The sequence below is a fragment of the Paracnuella aquatica genome, from assembly GCF_003332885.2.
In the GTDB taxonomy this organism is placed as follows: domain Bacteria; phylum Bacteroidota; class Bacteroidia; order Chitinophagales; family Chitinophagaceae; genus Flavisolibacter; species Flavisolibacter aquaticus.
Window position 1 is genome coordinate 223,487 of record NZ_QOWJ01000001.1, and the last position, 18,771, is coordinate 242,257.

19 protein-coding genes are annotated in these 18,771 nt (G+C 49.1%); 16 read left to right on the top strand and 3 right to left on the bottom strand.

Annotated features, from left to right (window positions below; all coding sequences use genetic code 11):
- Positions 1–6 precede the first annotated feature (6 nt).
- The 7 genes from DRJ53_RS00990 (at position 7) to DRJ53_RS01020 (ending at position 7,272) form a co-directional block, all read left to right on the top strand.
- Positions 7–1,179 carry a pyridoxal phosphate-dependent aminotransferase gene (locus DRJ53_RS00990; protein ID WP_114233716.1) on the top strand — a complete coding sequence of 391 codons (1,173 nt, stop codon included), beginning with the start codon at positions 7–9 and terminating at the stop codon, positions 1,177–1,179.
- Positions 1,176–2,015, top strand: a complete 840-nt coding sequence (locus DRJ53_RS00995) for a prephenate dehydrogenase (RefSeq protein WP_114233717.1) — start codon at positions 1,176–1,178, stop codon at positions 2,013–2,015. The genes DRJ53_RS00990 and DRJ53_RS00995 overlap by 4 nt, the downstream gene beginning before the upstream one ends.
- 68 nt (positions 2,016–2,083) lie before the next feature.
- Positions 2,084–3,172: a chorismate mutase gene (locus DRJ53_RS01000; RefSeq protein WP_114233718.1), complete on the top strand. Its 1,089-nt coding sequence runs from the start codon at positions 2,084–2,086 to the stop codon at positions 3,170–3,172.
- Positions 3,173–3,321: 149 nt separating this feature from the next.
- Complete coding sequence (gene aroB, locus DRJ53_RS01005) at positions 3,322–4,332, top strand: 3-dehydroquinate synthase (protein ID WP_114233719.1); 1,011 nt, start codon at positions 3,322–3,324, stop codon at positions 4,330–4,332.
- Entirely contained in the window at positions 4,332–5,606 is a 1,275-nt protein-coding gene (aroA, locus tag DRJ53_RS01010) for a 3-phosphoshikimate 1-carboxyvinyltransferase (RefSeq protein ID WP_114233720.1), read from the top strand. Before aroB ends, aroA begins: the two co-directional genes overlap by 1 nt.
- A 63-nt stretch (positions 5,607–5,669) precedes the next feature.
- The gene (locus DRJ53_RS01015; RefSeq protein WP_114233721.1) at positions 5,670–6,668 is read left to right on the top strand and encodes a chorismate synthase; all 999 of its coding nucleotides are present in this window, start codon (positions 5,670–5,672) and stop codon (positions 6,666–6,668) included.
- 289 nt (positions 6,669–6,957) lie between these two features.
- On the top strand, positions 6,958–7,272 hold the full coding sequence (locus DRJ53_RS01020; protein WP_114233722.1) for a thiamine-binding protein: 315 nt from the start codon (positions 6,958–6,960) through the stop codon (positions 7,270–7,272).
- Here DRJ53_RS01020 and DRJ53_RS01025 read toward each other — a convergent pair.
- Positions 7,248–7,814 carry a M15 family metallopeptidase gene (locus tag DRJ53_RS01025; RefSeq protein ID WP_162303777.1) on the bottom strand — a complete coding sequence of 189 codons (567 nt, stop codon included), beginning with the start codon at positions 7,812–7,814 and terminating at the stop codon, positions 7,248–7,250. The genes DRJ53_RS01020 and DRJ53_RS01025 overlap by 25 nt on opposite strands.
- A gap of 531 nt (positions 7,815–8,345) precedes the next feature.
- Between DRJ53_RS01025 and DRJ53_RS01030 the strand changes: the two genes are divergently transcribed.
- Positions 8,346–8,753 carry a septal ring lytic transglycosylase RlpA family protein gene (locus DRJ53_RS01030; protein WP_114233724.1) on the top strand — a complete coding sequence of 136 codons (408 nt, stop codon included), beginning with the start codon at positions 8,346–8,348 and terminating at the stop codon, positions 8,751–8,753.
- Between the two features lie 63 nt (positions 8,754–8,816).
- The gene (locus tag DRJ53_RS01035; RefSeq protein WP_114233725.1) at positions 8,817–9,410 is read left to right on the top strand and encodes a hypothetical protein; all 594 of its coding nucleotides are present in this window, start codon (positions 8,817–8,819) and stop codon (positions 9,408–9,410) included.
- Positions 9,411–9,499: 89 nt separating this feature from the next.
- Here the strand turns inward: DRJ53_RS01035 and DRJ53_RS01040 are convergent, their stop codons facing one another.
- Together DRJ53_RS01040 and folK are read right to left on the bottom strand one after the other, a co-directional pair.
- Positions 9,500–10,132 carry a deoxynucleoside kinase gene (locus tag DRJ53_RS01040; RefSeq protein ID WP_114233726.1) on the bottom strand — a complete coding sequence of 211 codons (633 nt, stop codon included), beginning with the start codon at positions 10,130–10,132 and terminating at the stop codon, positions 9,500–9,502.
- A 64-nt stretch (positions 10,133–10,196) separates the two neighbouring features.
- Positions 10,197–10,676: a 2-amino-4-hydroxy-6-hydroxymethyldihydropteridine diphosphokinase gene (gene folK / locus DRJ53_RS01045; protein ID WP_114233727.1), complete on the bottom strand. Its 480-nt coding sequence runs from the start codon at positions 10,674–10,676 to the stop codon at positions 10,197–10,199.
- A 62-nt stretch (positions 10,677–10,738) separates the two neighbouring features.
- Between folK and sppA the strand changes: the two genes are divergently transcribed.
- From sppA to DRJ53_RS01080, 7 genes are all read left to right on the top strand, one after another.
- Positions 10,739–12,493 carry a signal peptide peptidase SppA gene (gene sppA, locus DRJ53_RS01050; RefSeq protein WP_114233728.1) on the top strand — a complete coding sequence of 585 codons (1,755 nt, stop codon included), beginning with the start codon at positions 10,739–10,741 and terminating at the stop codon, positions 12,491–12,493.
- A gap of 400 nt (positions 12,494–12,893) precedes the next feature.
- Positions 12,894–13,994, top strand: coding sequence for an ABC transporter permease (locus tag DRJ53_RS01055; RefSeq protein ID WP_114233729.1), 1,101 nt, complete (start codon positions 12,894–12,896; stop codon positions 13,992–13,994).
- Between the two features lie 31 nt (positions 13,995–14,025).
- Positions 14,026–14,493, top strand: a complete 468-nt coding sequence (locus DRJ53_RS01060) for a hypothetical protein (RefSeq protein WP_114233730.1) — start codon at positions 14,026–14,028, stop codon at positions 14,491–14,493.
- 178 nt (positions 14,494–14,671) lie between these two features.
- Positions 14,672–15,238 carry an RNA polymerase sigma factor gene (locus tag DRJ53_RS01065; RefSeq protein ID WP_114233731.1) on the top strand — a complete coding sequence of 189 codons (567 nt, stop codon included), beginning with the start codon at positions 14,672–14,674 and terminating at the stop codon, positions 15,236–15,238.
- Positions 15,219–16,646, top strand: a complete 1,428-nt coding sequence (locus tag DRJ53_RS01070; RefSeq protein ID WP_123893277.1) for a hypothetical protein — start codon at positions 15,219–15,221, stop codon at positions 16,644–16,646. The genes DRJ53_RS01065 and DRJ53_RS01070 overlap by 20 nt, the downstream gene beginning before the upstream one ends.
- 262 nt (positions 16,647–16,908) lie before the next feature.
- The gene (locus DRJ53_RS01075; RefSeq protein WP_162303778.1) at positions 16,909–18,183 is read left to right on the top strand and encodes an LVIVD repeat-containing protein; all 1,275 of its coding nucleotides are present in this window, start codon (positions 16,909–16,911) and stop codon (positions 18,181–18,183) included.
- A gap of 5 nt (positions 18,184–18,188) precedes the next feature.
- Positions 18,189–18,758, top strand: coding sequence for a hypothetical protein (locus DRJ53_RS01080; protein WP_114233734.1), 570 nt, complete (start codon positions 18,189–18,191; stop codon positions 18,756–18,758).
- Positions 18,759–18,771 lie beyond the last annotated feature (13 nt).

Consider the following 18,771-nt stretch of genomic DNA (forward strand, 5'->3'; position numbering starts at 1 on the left):
ACCACCATGGAAATCTCTGTAGCCAAAAGGCTGGACGGCATTGGTGAATATTATTTTTCGCAAAAGCTGAAGCAGATAGACGAGCTGAACAAAACCGGTGCGCCGGTGCTAAACCTGGGCATTGGCAGCCCCGACCTGCCGCCGCATCCCGAAGTGATTCGGGTGCTGCAGGAAGAAGCAGCCAAGCCCGGCAACCATGCTTATCAAAGCTATAAAGGTGCAGAAGCGCTGCGCAAGGCGGTGGCCCAGTGGTATGCAACATGGTACGGTGTGGAACTAGATCCGGCATCGGAAATATTGCCGCTGATTGGTTCAAAAGAAGGCATCCTCCACATCTGCATGACCTACCTCAACGAAGGCGATGTTGCGCTGATTCCTAATCCCGGTTATCCTACATACCGCAGTGCCGTGCAGTTGGCTGGTGGCACTTGTTTGCCCTACGAGTTGACTGCCGCAAATAATTATTTCCCCGACTTTGAAGCGTTGGAACAAACCGACTTGTCGCAGGTAAAACTGATGTGGGTAAACTACCCACAAATGCCCACCGGGCAATTGCCGCAAACCGAAGTGTTTGAGCGCTTGGTGCAGTTTGGTAAAAAACACAACATCCTTATTTGCCACGACAATCCATACAGTTTTATCCTCAACGATCAGCCTGCAAGCATGCTGTCGGTGGATGGTGCAAAAGAAGTGGTGCTGGAGCTGAACTCGCTGTCCAAATCGCACAACATGGCCGGCTGGCGGGTTGGTTTTTTACTCGGTGCAGCCGAACGCATCAACGAAGTGTTGCGCTTTAAAAGCAATATGGACAGCGGCATGTTTTTGCCGCTGCAATTAGCTGCAGTAAAAGCCCTTTCGCTGGATGCTTCCTGGTATCAATCGGTAAACGAACAGTACCGGCAACGCAGGCAAAAGGCCTACGAGTTGCTCGATCTCATTAGTTGCACTTATTCGACCGACCAGGCAGGTATGTTCATCTGGGCGCAAATACCAGCCGATTATAGCGATGGCTTTACAGTGAGTGATGAAATATTGCAAACGGCCCGTGTGTTCATTACACCTGGCGGCATATTTGGCAGCGCAGGCAATGGCTTTATCCGCGTTAGCCTGTGCAGTCCCATTGAAAAATTAGACGCGGCTATTAACCGCATTAAAGAAGCAAGGAAGGTACCGGCATGAAAGCGGCAATTGTAGGCATTGGACTGATTGGCGGCAGCATGGCGCTGGCACTTAAAGAAAAAGGCCTGGCGCAGCAAGTGATTGGCGTGGACCAAAACGAAGCGCATACAAATAAGGCTCTTGAACTGGGTTTGGTGGATGAAGTACTGCCTTTGGAAGATGCTATTGATGCAGTGGATCTTGTTGTGTTGGCAGTGCCCGTAAGTGCTATTGCAACCCTGGCACCAACCGTGCTGGACTATGTACAAAACCAGGTGGTGATGGATGTAGGTTCTACCAAACTGGCTATGATTGAAGCCATTGCCAACCACCCAAAACGCAGCCGCTTTGTAGCTTCGCACCCCATGTGGGGTACCGAATACAGTGGGCCCGAAGCAGCGGTGCGGGGCGCATTTGAGCAAAAAGCAACGGTGATCTGTAACCGAAAAGATAGCGATGCCGATGCCGTGGCGCTTGTAGAAAACCTGTACCGTGCATTGGGCATGCACCTGGTGTATATGGATGCAGCATCACACGATGTTCATGTGGCGTACATCAGCCATATTTCGCACATTACTTCATTTGCATTGGCCAATACGGTTTTGGAAAAAGAGAGGGAAGAAGACGCCATTTTCGAGTTGGCCAGTGCCGGTTTTGAAAGCACCGTGCGGCTTGCAAAAAGTAATCCGGATACCTGGGCCAGCATATTCATGCAAAACAGGGAAAACGTACTCGATGTTTTGAACGAACATATTTCACAACTGCGCAAATTCAAAGCCTGCCTGGAAAAGGAAAACTATCCATACCTCGCCGAACTGATGAACAATGCGAACAGGATCAAGAAAATATTGAAATAGGGGAGTGGTGAGTTATTAGCTTAAAACTTAAAGCTCGCAGCTTCCTCCAAACTTATAAAACCATAAACATGCAAACAGTAACCAACCCCGCAACACCTGCCGTACAACAAGTATGGCAAAAAAGGCCGCTGATCATATCAGGGCCGTGCAGTGCAGAAACCGAAGAACAAGTGCTGGAAACCGCGCAGCGCCTGGCCAAAACCGGCAAGGTAGATGTGCTTCGTGCCGGCATTTGGAAGCCGCGTACCCGCCCCGGTTCTTTTGAAGGTATTGGTACCAAGGGCCTGCCCTGGCTGCAACAAGCCCGCAAGCAAACCGGACTGCTCACCGCAGTGGAAGTAGCTACCGGCAAACAAGTAGAAGATGCGCTGCACTTTGATGTAGACATTCTGTGGATCGGTGCCCGCACTACCGTGAACCCTTTTTCTGTACAGGAAGTGGCCGACGCCCTTCGTGGCGTGGACAAGCCCGTACTGATCAAGAATCCCATTAACCCCGATCTGGAGCTGTGGATCGGTGCTGTGGAACGCGTAGCAAAAAGCGGCATCAAAGATATTGGTTTGATCCACCGTGGATTCTCTTCATACGGCAACAGCGAATACCGCAATGCGCCGATGTGGCACCTCGCTATTGAAATGAAGCGGCGCAACCCGGAGCTGCTCATGATCAACGACCCTTCGCATATCTGCGGCCGCCGCGATATTCTGCAGGAAGTGGCGCAAAAAGCCATCGACCTTGATTTCGACGGATTAATCATTGAAAGCCACATCGATCCGGACAATGCATGGAGCGATGCCAAGCAACAAATTACACCGGAGCGCCTCGCTGAAATGTTGGGCAGCATCACCTGGCGCCGCGAAGATGTGGCATCGGAAGAGTACCATGCCGCATTGGATAAACTGCGTGCACAGATCGATCACCTCGATGACGAACTGTTGCAGATCCTGGGCCAGCGCATGAAGGTTGCTGAAAAAATTGGTACTTATAAAAAAGAAGCCAACATCACCGTGTTGCAAACCAATCGCTGGAACGAAATTTTGCAGCGTGCTACAGCAAAAGGCGAGAAACTGGGCCTGAGTGCCGATTTTATCACCCGTTATTTTGACGCAGTGCACCTCGAAAGCATCAACCACCAAACCAAGGTGCTGAATTCATAAGCAGCTATTGCATGTTTATGGTTTTAGAAAAAGCACTGAGCCACGGGCTATGAGTGACGAGCATTTTGCTTGACACTCGTAGCCCGAAACTCAATGCTGTACGCTGCAAGGCATTTTACCCCTCAATCGCCCACCTCTCACAGCAACGCATGACCGAAAAAAAGATTCAGTTCAGCCGGCAAAAAGTTTCGCTCCATTTCGGTGGTTCGTTTAGCCAGTTAAAAGACCTGGTTCCGAAAAAAAATACTGTGCTCATTACCGACGAGCACCTGTTTCAACTGCACGGCAATAAATTTAAAGGCTGGCAAACCATTGTCATCAAAGCAGGGGAGCAGCACAAAGTGCAGGCCACGGTGGATCACGTCATCAACCAACTTATTGAAAGGAAAGCCAACCGGCAAACCGTGCTGGTGGGCATTGGCGGCGGCGTCATCACCGACCTTACCGGGTATATTGCTTCGGTGTTCATGCGAGGCATTGCGTTTGGTTTTGTCCCCACGTCGATACTGGCAATGGTGGACGCATCAATTGGCGGTAAAAATGGCATTGATGTAGGCGCATATAAAAACATGGTGGGCTGCATCAACCAACCCAACTTCTTGTTGTACGATGCATCGCTTTTGAAAACATTGCCGGATGGTGAATGGCGCAACGGATTTGCCGAGATCATCAAACATGCGGCTATCCGCGACCTTTCGATGTTTCGGCAACTGGAGAAAGCAGACCTGAAATTTTACCAGAAAAATAAAGACGGACTAGAAAAGCTCATTCGGCGAAATGCGCTGCTCAAATGCAGTGTAGTGCAGGACGATGAGTTTGAAAAAAATATCCGGCGCCTGCTCAATTTTGGCCACACGCTGGCCCATGCGATTGAAACGCCACATGGTCTGCCGCATGGTCATGCCGTGTCAATCGGGATGGTGTTTGCAGCAAAGCTTTCCGCGCAGCGCATCGGCTTTAAAGGTGCCGAACGACTGCAGCAACTGATTGCGCAATATGGCTTACCCATCCATCTCGATTACGACCGCGAACAAACTTTTTCTTTGCTCACCAGCGATAAAAAAAAGGAAGGTGCTGAAATGAATTTTGTGTTGTTGGAAAAGCTGGGCAAGGCAGTGATACAAAAGATCGAGCTCAATACTATTTACAATTATCTCTGATGATCGCAACTATTCAACCTGGATCCGTAGCCGGAACTATTACAGCACCCGCATCCAAAAGTGCCATGCAGCGAGCATGTGCCGCAGCATTGGTTCGTAAAGGTGTTTCCCATTTGCACAACCCCGGTGTATCGAACGACGATAAAGCAGCATTGGACATCATCCAGCAACTGGGTGCTACCGTGCGGCAACAAGATGAAATCATCGAAATCAGCAGTGGCGGTGTACAACCCGTTTCCGACAAAATTGATTGCCACGAAAGCGGGCTTTCCATTCGTATGTTTACTTCAATTGCTGCATTGGCGAGCAGCGCCATCCAGGTGGTTGGCTCCGGCAGTTTGGCAAAACGGCCCATGCACTTTTTTGATGAAGTGCTCCCGCAATTGGATGTTACTTGCAAGAGTAACGGTGGTCATTTGCCGTTACATATCCAAGGCCCACTCCAGCCCCGCGACATTACCGTTGATGGGTCACTGTCATCGCAATACCTTACCGGGTTATTGTTTGCTTATGCTGCGGCTGGCGCATCGGGTGTAACGATCCATGTAACGGGGCTCAATAGCCGCCCGTATGTTGACCTGACACTGAAAGTATTGGAGGCATTTGGTTTACCCGTACCCCAAAACAAGAACTACGAAGCTTTCTATTTTGCCCCAAATGTGCAGCAAAATGCTGAGCCGGTACACTACACCGTTGAAGGTGATTGGAGCGGCGCAGCGTTCTTGTTGGTAAGCGGCGCTGTTGCCGGAAACCTCGTTGTTAAAGGTTTGGACCTGCAATCGGCACAGGCCGATAAAGCAGTGATGCAGGCACTGATGCAGGCAGGTGCCATCATGAGTGTGCAGGAAGATCAGATTGAACTAAAGGCATCGAAGCTGAAAGCATTTCAGTTTGATGCAACAGACTGCCCCGATCTATTTCCGCCATTGGTAGCGCTTGCCGCTTACTGCGATGGTACGACTGTCATTCAAGGCACCAGCAGGTTGACCCACAAAGAAAGCAACCGTGCACTAACGCTGCAGGAAGAGTTTGGTAAGATGGGCATTAACATTACACTGCAAGACGACCTGATGTTGGTGGCTGGCGGCACTGGTGTAAAAGGCAAAGAGGTTTCTTCGCATAACGATCACCGTATTGCCATGGCTGCGGCAGTGGCTGCACTTAAATGCAACGGCACCATGACAGTAACTGGCGCTGAGGCAGTAAATAAATCTTACCCCCATTTCTGGAGCCACATGCAACAATTGGGTGCATTGGTGGAAACAAAAAATTAGGCACAATGCCACGATGTTTATTGATTAATCAATCAATAAACATCGTGGCTCAAAATATCAACCATGAATTCATTTGGCCGTTTGTTCCAGGTCAGCATTTTTGGCGAATCGCACGGCCCTGCAGTGGGCGTTATTATTGATGGCTGTCCTGCAGGCATTGAGCTGTTGCCCGAACATTTTACTACCGATATTGAGCGGCGCAAGGGCGGTACGCAAAAAGGCACCACGCCCCGCCAGGAAACCGACGAGCCGATTTTTCAAAGCGGTGTATTTCGCGGCAAAACAACCGGTGCACCGATCACCATTTTATTTCAAAACAACAACACCCGCTCCGGCGATTACGAAAAGCAACGGGCATTTCCGCGTCCCGGCCATGCCGATTTTGTGGCGTCGAAAAAGTTTGGTGGCCATGAAGATTTTCGTGGCGGCGGGCATTTCAGTGGGCGGCTTACAGTGTGCCTGGTTGCAGCCGGTGTTGTGGCAAAACGTGTGTTGGGCTCAATAGAAGTGGCTGCACAGATTCTGGAAATAGGAGGAGAGCAGGATTTGGAAAAAGGTTTGCAAAAAGCCATTGATGCAAAAGACTCTGTAGGGGGAATTGTCGAATGCGTAGTAAAAGGCCTGCCCATTGGTTTGGGCGAACCGTTTTTTGATTCGGTTGAATCGGTGATGGCACATGCTGCATTTTCTATTCCCGCGGTAAAAGGCGTGGAGTTTGGTGCAGGATTTCTGGCAGCAAAGATGTTTGGCGTAGCCCATAACGATGCATTGCTAGATGGAGAAGGGCGCACCGGCAGCAACAATGCTGGCGGCGTGGTAGGTGGCATCACCAATGGAAACGACCTGGTATTTCGCGTAGCGATCAAACCAACATCATCGACACCCAAAGAACAGGAATCCTTGAATTGGGAAACAGGACAGGTGGAGAAATTTTCCATCAAAGGCCGACACGATCTGTGCATCGCATTACGGGTGCCACCGGTACTGGAAGCAGTTGCTGCCATGTCGTTGGCCGACCTGATGTTGCTGGAAGGAAAGATACCGAGGGTAGCGAATGGATAGTGCGGGATAAGGCAAAAGGCAAAAGTAAAAAGTCAAAATGGGCGAGGCAGAATTCTGTTGCGCTGTTTTGGATCAAGAAAATTTTACTGTCTCAGTTTTGTCTTTTGAATGAAGGGGCACATTTTGCTTTTACTACAACGTTGTCGAACCTTGGTGTTGCATTTTTAATGCAGTAAATCGCAACGTTTGAAAACTTATTTAGCAGCCCATTAGACTTCAATTTCCCAAACGCAATTATTCAAATCAAAACTCCCTTTTTTACTTTTGCCTTTTGACTTAAACCTAAACTATGCATTCATACATCGTCAATGCTTCCATTCAAATTGTTCCGTTGGCGCAGGACCGGCATCCATATCTGTGGGTAGATGAGGCCATTGCTATTATCGAAGCATCGGGTGTGCGGTTTGAAGTAGGTGCATTTGCAACAGTGTTGGAAGGCACGCATGATGCAGTGATGCAGGTAATTGCCGACGTGCAGGAACACTTGTATCAAAAAGGCTGTGCCGAATGGATCACCAGCATTCAATTGCAGGTGCGCAGCAGCGGCGATATCACAGGCGAAGAAAAAACTGCTAAATATCAATTGGCTAATCTCGCCAGCTGATTGAAGCTTAAATCAAGCACTTCGTATTTTGCTCCATCGGGCCAGCTGTAATGCCACCACTCGGTAGCAAGTGCCCGAAAGCCGTTTTGCTCCATTACATTTTTGAGCAGCGTCCTTGCTTCTTGTTGCGCAGCGGTCAGGCCTTTATAATTATGGTGGGCAGCTTCGGTAAAATGATCGAATGGCGTGCCCATATCCAGCTCTTCACCGCTGCGCAAATCGATCAGTGTAACATCAACAGCAATGCCGCGGTTATGGCCCGAGCCTTTTGCAGGATTGGCCACATAACGTTCATCTTTGATTAAATCCCACATTTCCTTCGTGGTGCTGTGCGGCCGGTATGCATCCCACACTTTTAACCCCAAACCCATTGTTGCTAATTGTTGCTGCACTGCAGCAAGTGCCCTTGCCACCGGCAGCCGTACAAATGTTGTTTTCGCTGGCGGATAGAGTTGCACACCTGTAAAGTTTTTTGCGGTGGCATATTGCAATTCGATGATGATGCCGGGAACAAATTTATCCAGCGCAACCATTTTTTGCATGCTATCGGCTCGAACAAGGTGTTTGTGTTGTGCAGGTTTGTTAATAACTTTTAGGGTTTGCTCCTGGCTAAAAACGAATAATGGTGTGGTTATTGCTAAACAGGCTGCGCATATTAACCGCCTGTTCACCCGCATGGTGCATAAGACATAGTGCAACATAAGCAGATTTTTGCCTGCAAAAGTTCGGATATGCCTGCAGGTGGTTAATGAGGTAACCAATTCCTTTTTGTAACGTTTAAAAACCTTCTGTTTCACCCATCAAGGGCACACGTAAATTTCCGGGGTAAACCTACCTTTTAGTTTTGGCCGGTTAAAATTTACTTTGCCCAAAGGCTGAAATGCGCTGATTATCGTCAGGTATGATAGGTTTTAACGATATATGGTTTGCCGTTCCCGCTATAGGTTTTACTTTCGCAAACATTCAACGATGATGGTTTTTGCGGCAATTAACCGGGTTGCTGTTGAAACAGATGTTACAAAGAGCGGCATTAGACACTGAAGGGATTTGTTCCATGCAATTAACCCATTCGTATGAAGCAATTTTTAAGACTCTTTTTCCTGTCATTGATGATCCTGTTTACAGAACTCAATGCGCAGGAACCCGATGAGCCCGTTGCGGAAATAAAAACGTATTATGGTACTGCCTCTTATTACGCAGATAAATTTACCGGCCGTAAAACAGCAAACGGCGATACGTACGACCCCGATAATTTAACGGCGGCTTGCAATGTGTTGCCCCTCAATACCTGGATTCGGGTCACTAATTTAAGAAATAACAAATCTGTTTTGGTACGCACCAACGATCGGTTGCACCCCAAAATGAACCGCATTGTGGACCTGAGCAAAGCCGCAGCAAAAACGCTGGGCTACACCAATTCCGGCCTTACCCGTGTAAAAGTGGAAGTGCTTGGAAAAAAGAAACCTAAATTGGGAGAATAATCGGCCACTATTGGCTGGTATGCGGTAATTGGTTTTATTTGCCTAAATTAAAACCAACCACTTATGAACCGTATGCACCTGGCCCTGTGCCTGTTGCTTTTCTTCGCCAGCCCTGTGGTGGCACAGGATAGCGAAGGAACCCAAAACAGTGAACTGCGTCCCGCCTCGCTTGGTATCTCCGTTATTTTCAACGACTTTATTACTGCCCGCAACATCCGCAATTCGTCCATCGAATCGGCTATCAACAATAGCCAGACGGCCAAATTGCGGAATATGAATGCAGGCCTTGCGGTAACTTATGCGCAGGGTTTGCTGCCCAAGCTTGACCTGGGTGTCACCGTTGGTTTTACCTCGGGTTCTGTAGTGCTGCGCAATAAGCCTGATCAAACAAAAAACATTGGTTTCCTCACAGCCGATGCATCGGTCCAAGCCAAAATGCTGCCCGAAACATTTCGATTGATTCCCTACGTTTCCGCTGGCATTGGTGCCACAGTAGCCGATGGTTATTACGGCGCTATGATGCCGTTGGGTGTGGGCCTGCGGTTTCGCATTTCCGACGAATTTTCATTGGGGCTGCAATCGCAATACAGGGTAGCTGTAACCGAAACATCGGGCTACCATTTGTCGCATGGCCTTACGGTGTATGGCAAATTATAAGCTGATTATATTTAATAAAAAAGGAGCAGTATTCACTGCTCCTTTTTTATTGCTTGTATATAAAAAATGAATTTCGATTTAATATACGATCATGGCAGTTGTAAAAAATGTTGCCCTTCGGTGTACTCTGCATCCAGTGCATCAATGATGGTTTGCAGGTGTGCCGGGTTGTTGATAAAATCAGCATTGGATGCATCCACAATGATTGTTTTGATGCCATGCTGCCGGATATAATGCGTATAGGTTTGCTGGATATTCGACAGGTATTCGTCTGGAATATTTTGTTCGTAAGGCCTTGCTCTTTTTTTAATATTCTCCTGCAATTTTGTTACTGGTGCATGTAAAAAAATCAGGATCTCCGGTTGCACCAACTGCTGGATGATGATGTCGAACAAGCGCTGGTACAAACGAAACTCATCTTCGGGCAATGTAACCTTTGCAAACAAGAGGCTTTTGGTGAACAGGTAATCGGAAATGGTAACTTGCTGAAACAATTCTTTTTGCTGCAGCATTTCCTTTAACTGCTTAAAACGTTCAGCCATAAAAAACAGCTCCAGCGGGAACGCATATTGTTTGGGATCCTCGTAAAATTTAGGCAGAAAAGGATTGTCCGCAAACTGTTCTAGGATGAGCCGTGCATCAAAATGCTTGGCCAATAAATTGGCCAGCGTCGTTTTTCCCGCACCTATATTTCCCTCAATTGTAATAAAGTTATACTTCATCTGCAGTGGCTGTTCAACGGCCGCAAAACTAAGCGAAATCTTTGCCCTGTTTTGATTGGACTTACTACAATTTATGCACGGCCAGTGTATCTGGGCATTGCTGTAAAAGTTGCAAAATCGTGTGGCCCGTTACCGGGTGCACTACTTGCGGCGCAATCTCGGATAGCGGCACCAGCACAAAGCGCCGGTTGGCCATTTGCGGATGCGGTACCTGCAAACGCGGTGTATCAATGATATCATTGTTGAACAGCAAAATATCGATATCCAAGAGGCGCGGCCCGTATTTTTCCACGCGTTGCCGGCCTGCCTGCAACTCTATTTGTTGCACGGTTTGCAACAGGCTAAACCAATCCAGTGCTGTGTGCACCAGCAGCACCTGGTTCAAAAAATCGGGCTGGTCTTCTTTGCCCCAAGCGGCGGTGCGGTACACCGACGATGTGGCAACCACAGGCCCGCATTGCCGGGCAATGGCCTCTTTTGCCGCCTGCAGCACGGCCTGCGGGTGGCCCAAATTTCCGCCTGTAAGCAGATACACTTTGTTCATCAAACAGCCTTTGTGGCCGGCAAATATCTTTAGAAATTTGTGCACATACCTTAATTTGCCGCATGACCCAGTTTTTCAAAATATTTTTCGCTTCCCTGTTGGCACTGATCGTGTTCGGTTTCCTGACAGTGTTTATACTTTTTGGTGTGGCAGGTTCCCTGGCTTCGAAGGCCAAACCTGAGGTTGCAGAAAAATCAGTATTGGTGCTTGATCTCGGCGAAGCATTTCCCGAACAAAAACAACCCGGCGATCCTATTACTACGCTGGCCTCCGATAAACCTTCGCTGCCCGGTTTGTACGATGTGGTGCGGCTGCTGGAGTCGGCACGCAACGATAAAAAAATTTCCGGAGTGTACATCAAGGCCGATGGCAATGCCAATTCGTTTGCATCCAGCAACGAATTGCGCCAGGCGCTGCTGCAATTCAAAACATCGGGCAAACCCATTATTGCTTATGGCGATGTGATGTCGCAGGGTGCTTATTTCGTTGCCAGCACCGCCAACCAGATTTTCCTGAATCCTGTTGGACAAATGGATTGGTCGGGTTACAATGTGGACCTCGTGTTCTTCAAAAACATGCTCGACCGCCTGGAAATTCAGCCGCAAATTTTTTATGCCGGTAAATTTAAAAGCGCCACCGAACCGTTCCGCACTACGCAAATGACGCCAGAGAACCGCGAACAAACGGTGGAATGGTTGGGCGACCTGTACCAGTTTTTTTTAAATGCCACGGCAAAAGACCGCAAAATAGATACCGCCAAACTGCACCAGCTGGCGCAAACGGCGGCCATTCAAAAACCTGAAGATGCAGTAGCAACTGGTTTGATCGACGGACTGAAATACGACGATGAAATTAAATCATTGTGGAAAAGCAATCTGAAACTGGGTGAGAATGACAAGATCAATTTTCTTTCAATCAATACTTATGCGGAAGCAGCCGATTACAAACGTTCGGGTAAAGACCGCATTGCTGTGGTATTTGCATCAGGCAATATTGTAGATGGCGACGGCAGCGATGGCGATATTGGCGGCGACAAATTTCAGGGACTGCTGCGCCGCCTGCGCATGGACCGCTCGGTAAAGGCCATTGTGCTGCGTGTAAATTCAGGTGGCGGCAGTGCATTGGCCAGCGAAAAAATTTGGCGCGAACTGTCGCTTACAAAAGGCCGCAAACCGGTGGTGGTGAGCTTTGGCGATGTGGCTGCTTCGGGCGGCTATTATATAGGCTGCGGCGCCGATTCAATTTTTGCTCACCCAAATACCATCACGGGTTCCATTGGCGTGTTTACGCTGGTGCCCAACATGGAAGGGTTTTTTAAGAGCAAGCTGGGCGTAACCTTCGATGGTGTAAAAACAGCCAACCATGCGGGTGGTGGCAGCGTGGTGCGGCCGCTGACAGAGATGGAACAAAAAATGTTTCAGTCTAGCGTTGACCGTATTTATGCGCAGTTTAAAGACCGCGTAGCGAAAGGCCGTAAAAAAGACCTTGCTTATATCGACAGCATTGCGCAAGGCCGTGTGTGGAGCGGCGCCGATGCATTGCGCCTGGGGCTTGTTGACCGCATGGGCAACCTGCAGGATGCCATTGATTGTGCAGCGCGACTGGCCAAAACAACCAACTACCGCCTGCGCGAATATCCCGAACAGGAAAACTGGCTCAATCAATTGTTGAAAAAAGAAACCGGGACAGAACCCGTGGCCCGCATCCGCGAACAGATTGGTGCGGAAAACTTTTCTGTGTTGCAGCAAATGATCTCCATCCGCCAAATGTGCGATGTGCCGCAGACAAGGTTGCCGTTTACGTTTGTTACACGATAATGGTAGGGAATTATTAATTATGGATTATTGATTATTGAGCGGAAACAATTTTGGTTGGAAATATGGATTAGATAGCATTGAATGTTCGTTGTTTTGTCGGGCGATCGTCTGGTTTAGCGAGTTGTTATCAATCTCCGGTTTGGGCTACGCCCAAAAACATTGCTCGATAAATTTGCTACAAACAGGAGTGGGCTCTGCCCACTCCGTTATTAGATGCACTTCTGCAATCGAAAAATTGAATTATAAATATTGAAGCATTCCAATAATTAATCATCAATAATTAATAATCCATCATTCCTTCGAGCATTAGCACATTCCTCTGTTCCTCATTCCTCTGTCCCGTATTCCATCTTTGTTCGTCTGTTCGATATTCGTTTCCTTTGCTCCGCAATTACACTTGATGTCACAACAATATAGCCAGTGGCGCGCCATGCTGGCCATAACCCGGGCCAGCATGCGGGCTATTTTCCGCAGCCCGTCATCGGTGGGTTTCAGCATTTTTTTCCCGCTGGTGCTCATCTTGGTTTTTGGTTTTATTGGCGGCGGCGGTGGCCCTACATATCGCATTTATTTAAGTCCCGATAGCGATACAGCTAACGAAGTGGTGGCAGCTTTGCGGGCTTCCAAGTCCATTCGCTTTGCCGAATATGCCGACACTGCAGAACTTCAATCGGACTTGGTTAAAGGACGCATTACCGGCATTGTGGATGTGCAGCGCAGCAGCGACAGCAGCCATCCTTACAACGTGCAGTTCAGGAGCACTACGGCCAGCGGCGATAAGACTGCTACGTTTTTGCCTTACCTGGAAAATACGCTTTCAAAAATCGACAGGGCCCGTTTTGCCAACCGGCCGGCATATGCCCAACTCTATACGCAGATCGATACCGTTCGAGAATACCGCACCATCGATTTTATCCTGCCCGGTCAGTTGGGTTTTTCGCTGCTCAGTGCCGGTGTATTCGGCGTGGCGTTTTTGTTTTACAGCCTGCGCCAGCAACTGGTGCTGAAGCGTTTTTACGCCACACCCATCCGCCGCACTTATATCGTGTTGGGTGAAGGTTTGGCGCGGGTTATTTTTCAAATGACCACGGCCATCATCATCATTGGCATCGGGTACTTCGCGTTTAATTTTACACTGGTAAATGGTTGGATCACTTTTTTGGAAATAATGGTGTTATGCTTTCTGGCGCTGCTGGTGTTTATGGCGTTTGGGTTCATTGTAAGCAGCCTGGCAAAATCCGAGAACTTAATTCCACCGCTGGCCAACATCGTTACGCTGCCGCAGTTTTTGCTGGCCGGTACATTTTTCTCCATTGATGTTTTCCCAAAATGGCTGCAACCCATTTCTATGTCGCTGCCGCTAACGCATTTCAATGATGCCATGCGCCGCATTGCATTTGAAGGTGCACACCTTACCGATTGCGGCCTGCAACTGGCTGTGCTGGCGGGTTGGGGCGTGCTGGCGTATGCCGTGGCGGTTAAAGTATTTCGCTGGGAGTAGGTACCATTTATCCAAAACCGTTTTACCCTTTATGCGCATTATAAAACTGGCCGTTATTTCATTTGTGTTCTTTTTCGGGCTGCTCTTCCTGATGTCGCTGCTGGTGCCCTCAAGGGTGCGCATTTCCAAAGCCATCAACCTGGCACCTACCGATAGCACGGTGTTGAACCTGGTGCGCAACCAGGCAGAGTGGAAGCGGTGGCACCCTGCATATACGGCAGATAGTGCACGGAACCAGCAACTGACCAAAGTGACCGATACCGATACACTGGTGGCGTTCGACATTACCGGCCGTGCTCCATACCCGGTGCGCAACTCTTGGGAGGTACACCGCTTTGGCGCCCAAGATTCGCTGACGCTCCAATGGTATATGGACTTCCGGCTTTCTTACCTGCCGTGGCACAAATTCAGTTCCTTGTTTTATGAAGGCACTTATGGCCAGATGATGGAAATGGGATTAAACAACATCAAAAAAGCGTCAACGGAAGACCTGCGTTGAGTTTCTATTTTTTCAAAAAGCATTTACGCCAATCATCCATTTTGCGGGCAAGGTGCAAAGCATCGGAGGCTATTTTGCGGCGGGCAAAAAAGAAGCCCAATCCGGCCGGAAAAAATATTTGTTGCCGCTTGCAACGGTAATCTTCCGGCTATTGTCAGCACTATAACCAAACCCAAACATGGACGATCAAAAGCTGGTGCAACTTTGCCTTGCCGGGCGGCCCGATGCCCAAAAGGGGCTGTATGAGCGCTTTGCTGCGCCCATGCTGGGGGTTTGCTACCGCTATACCAAGTCGATGGCCGATGCGGAAGATGTGTTACAGGAAGGTTTTGTAAAAGTATTTCGCAACCTCAAACAGTTTCGCGGCGACGGCGAACTGGGTGGATGGATCCGGCGCATCATGGTGACTACAGCGATCAATTACCTGAAAAAAAACATACGCTACCAAACCGACCTGGTGTTTGAATCGGAGCACCTGCACCCGGTAAGCACCGATAACCCGGACGTAACGCTGGGCGCTAAGGAACTGGCGGGTTTGCTGCGGCAATTGCCCGCCGGCTACCAAACCATCTTTAACCTGCACGCGGTGGAGGGTTATACGCATGTGGAGATCGGGCAGATGCTGGGCATTCATGAAGGCACTTCGCGGTCGCAATATGCCCGTGCCCGTGCCCTGCTCATTCAATGGATCAAAATAAGAAACAAGGACCCTAAAACCGATGTCTATGCACAATCAGGACTTTGAGCAATCGGTGCAGCAAAAGATGGAGGAACTTTCCTTTACCCCATCGGCATCCGTATGGGAAAAGGTAAGGGCTGATATCCGTCCGCAAAGGCGGCGCAGGGTTGCCTTTTGGCTGGTGCCGTTGGCCGTTGTGATTGGTGCCGGTGGCTGGTGGTTGCTGCAGGAGGGAAGTGGGCATGAAGTGGCAGTAAACGCCAACAAAGTGCCTGCTGCAAACACTACGACAGGTATAAATAGTAACATTGGAATTACCGACGATAGACCAGAAAATAAAATTAGCAGCACTGTAAATGAAGGGGATGTTGCTGGTAAAAAAGAAAATGTTTTAGTAAATAAAAATGGGACGCAACAGAATGCTCGTCGCATTCAGCAAAACAGTGAGCCGGCCGCAAACAGTTCGATAGCATCAAAAGATTTTAATCAAAAAAATACAAACACTGCCAACGGAACAGGCAATGAAAGCACAGTAGCCGCGCAGCCCCAAACCGCGTCAAGAACAGCCAGCTATTCCAGGCAAATTTTTGACCGAACAGGTGCAACGCAGCATACGAACACTGCTGCAATAGAGCAGGCCAGGATAGTTGCCTCCATTTCGCTATTACCACCGGACCGCAACCAAAACGAACTGACTGTAACCGGCAGCAAACAAAAAATTGCGTTGCTGCGCCAGGAGGCGAAAGCTGTTGCTGCCCGCGGTGCCTGGCAGTGGGGAGCAGCGGTACATTACGGCGTTGCCAATATAAATCGGGGCAATATGGTGTTGCAATCCACCGCGGCCGACTTTTCCAATGTAAGCCCGTGGCCTTCGCAAAACGGCAGCAGTGCACCGTTGCGTGGCCCCAACCTGCAGCTTGAGCGGGGCAATTATTTCAGCGCAGGCATTACTCTGCGGCGGGCTTTGGGTGGTGGTTTTGCGTTTGGTACCGGCCTGCAATATGAGCGGTTTACGCAGCGGCAAATGGTGGGCGAATTGGTGAGCCGACTGAGCCTGCCCAGCAACGCCAACGCCGACGCATTGCGAAGCGAAGCCCTGTACCGCGATGGCGCAAAAAAGAGCTATTTCCATAACAAAGTAGAACAGGTTTCGGTACCGCTGATGGCTTATGTGCAGCCCATGCGGCGTGTGCCACTGGAGCTGGCCGCTGGTGTGCATGTGGGTTATGTAGCAGGCGCAAAAAGCCTGCAGTACGATACCGCCGCCCGGTTGTATTATGCTGCTAAACCACCGTTAAATACCTGGCATGTGGCCGGTGTAGCAGGCGTGCAATACAAGATCATGGAAAAGGGCGGATGGCAATTGTTGGGTGGCCCGCAGGTGCAATACGGGCTCAACCGCCGCAACAAATTGGGTAGTGAACCGCAACGCCAGCTGGCGTACAGCGTGGGTTTACAACTGCGTAGGCGTTAAGGGTTGACCTGCTAATGCAACGCAGCACTTTTCAGATTTTTATTTATAGTTGCTGCATAAACATTCTTGCGCTGCACTGCTCAATCTTCATCTGAATTTTTTGTACCAAAATGGATTTCCTGCATCGTCCGTGCATCTCCATTTTATTTAAATAAATCCTATGAAGTCTTAATGCTAACTGCCATTTTGATTGTTGCATATTTAAAAAAAATAGATGCAACGGCCTGCGCAAACCCCGTGTCAACAATACAAAACCTGCTTTATGCACACACAACGAACTAGCTTGCTCACCGCAATCACGCTGCTGCTGTTTGCCACAACTTTTACCGGCTGCCTTAAAGATGAATGCAGCAATACCTACACCATATACCGGCCCATTTATAAAAGCCTTGCTGCAGTTCGCAGCGACATGAAATGGGAGGCTGCCCGCAACATCGAACAACCGGGAAAGATTTACCTGTATGGCAAATACCTCCTGCTGAATGATGTGGGCAAAGGCATTCATGTGTTTGACAACAGCGTGCCGGCGGCCCCTAAAAAAATGGGCTTTCTCCGTATTGGTGGCAACGTGGATATGGCCATTCGCAATAATGTTTTATACGCCGATTCTTATGCTGACCTGGCGGTAATTCCCGTATCTGATTGGGCCAGCGCAAAGCCGGTAGCATTCCAAGACAAAGTGTTTGCCGATCGCAATAATTACTGGCGCGATGCCAACAATGCCAGCGAAGTGCAGGTGATTGTGGGTTATGAAAAAAAGGATACGATCGTTGACTGCGAAACGGTGAACACCTGGAACAATTGTCCCAATTGCTCCTTTGCTGATGCCAGCGGCAGGCCCATTTTTTCCAATGTTAATGCCAGTGCCGGCGGAGGTACCGGAACGGGCGGATCGATGGCACGTTTCACCCTTGTAGATCATTACCTGTACACCGTTACTACCAATACCCTTTCCACGTTCGATATAGCTAGTGCGCTGAATCCGCAAAAGGTGGACGATCGCATTTTAGGCGCAAACATTGAAACCATTTACCCTTTTGGCGGCAAATTATTCATCGGTTCCATGACCGGTATGTTCCTGTTCGATCTGGTCAACCCGGCCGCACCTGCGCCACTGGGTACCTTTAGCCATGCACGGCGCTGCGATCCTGTGGTAACAGATGGCCGCTATGCATATGTTACGCTACGCGGCGGCGATGCTTGCGGTGGCAACTCCAATCAACTGGATGTGGTGGATGTAACCAATGTGCAGTCGCCCAGGCTGCTCAAAACCTACCCGCTCTCCGGTCCGTACGGTTTGTCCAAAGACGGCAACCTGTTGTTTATTTGCGATGGCAACGCCGGGATGAAAGTATATGATTGCTCCGACCCAACGAACATGAAGCTGCTGCAAACCATCGCAAACCTGGGTACTACATACGATGTGATTGCACATAATGGCGTGGCGCTGGTAACCACCAAAAACGGCCTGTACCAGTTTGATTATGCCAACTTTACCGAGGTAAAGCAGCTTTCTAAAATTGCCCTCACCAACTAACGGACATGCACAAGTGTTTTATATTGTTGTTGGTGTTTGCATCGCTGCAAACCGCTGCGCAGGATAGCCTGCAGGCAAAAAATAGAGCAGCTTATTTTTCCATCAACCAGGCCATTCATTATGAGGGCTCATCGGGCTCTGCTTTTGGCGTGCAAACAATTCATGGCGTCAGCTACCGAGGTTGGGCACTGGGTGCCGGCGTTGGTATTGATGGCTACAGGGTACGTAGTGTGCCCGTTTTGCTGCACTTGTCACGGGCATTGCCAATCAAGCGCATCCCGGTTTTTGTGTATGCCGAGGGCGGGCCTAATTTCTTTTGGGACCGCAAAGAAGAAGGCTGGTTTTGGGGCAACAAGGAAAGGAACAAAGGGTATTATTGGGACGTCGGTCTTCAGTACCGGGCACCATTGCGCAACAAAACCTTCCTGGTTTTTGGCGCAGGATTTTCCGAAAAAATTTACAGCGAAACTTTTACATCGCCGGTTTGGTGCGGCACGCCAGATTGCCCAACAATGACAAACCGTTTTGATTATAAGTTTAGACGACTGGCGCTGAAAGCCGGCTTTGGCTTTTAAGTGAAATTGATAA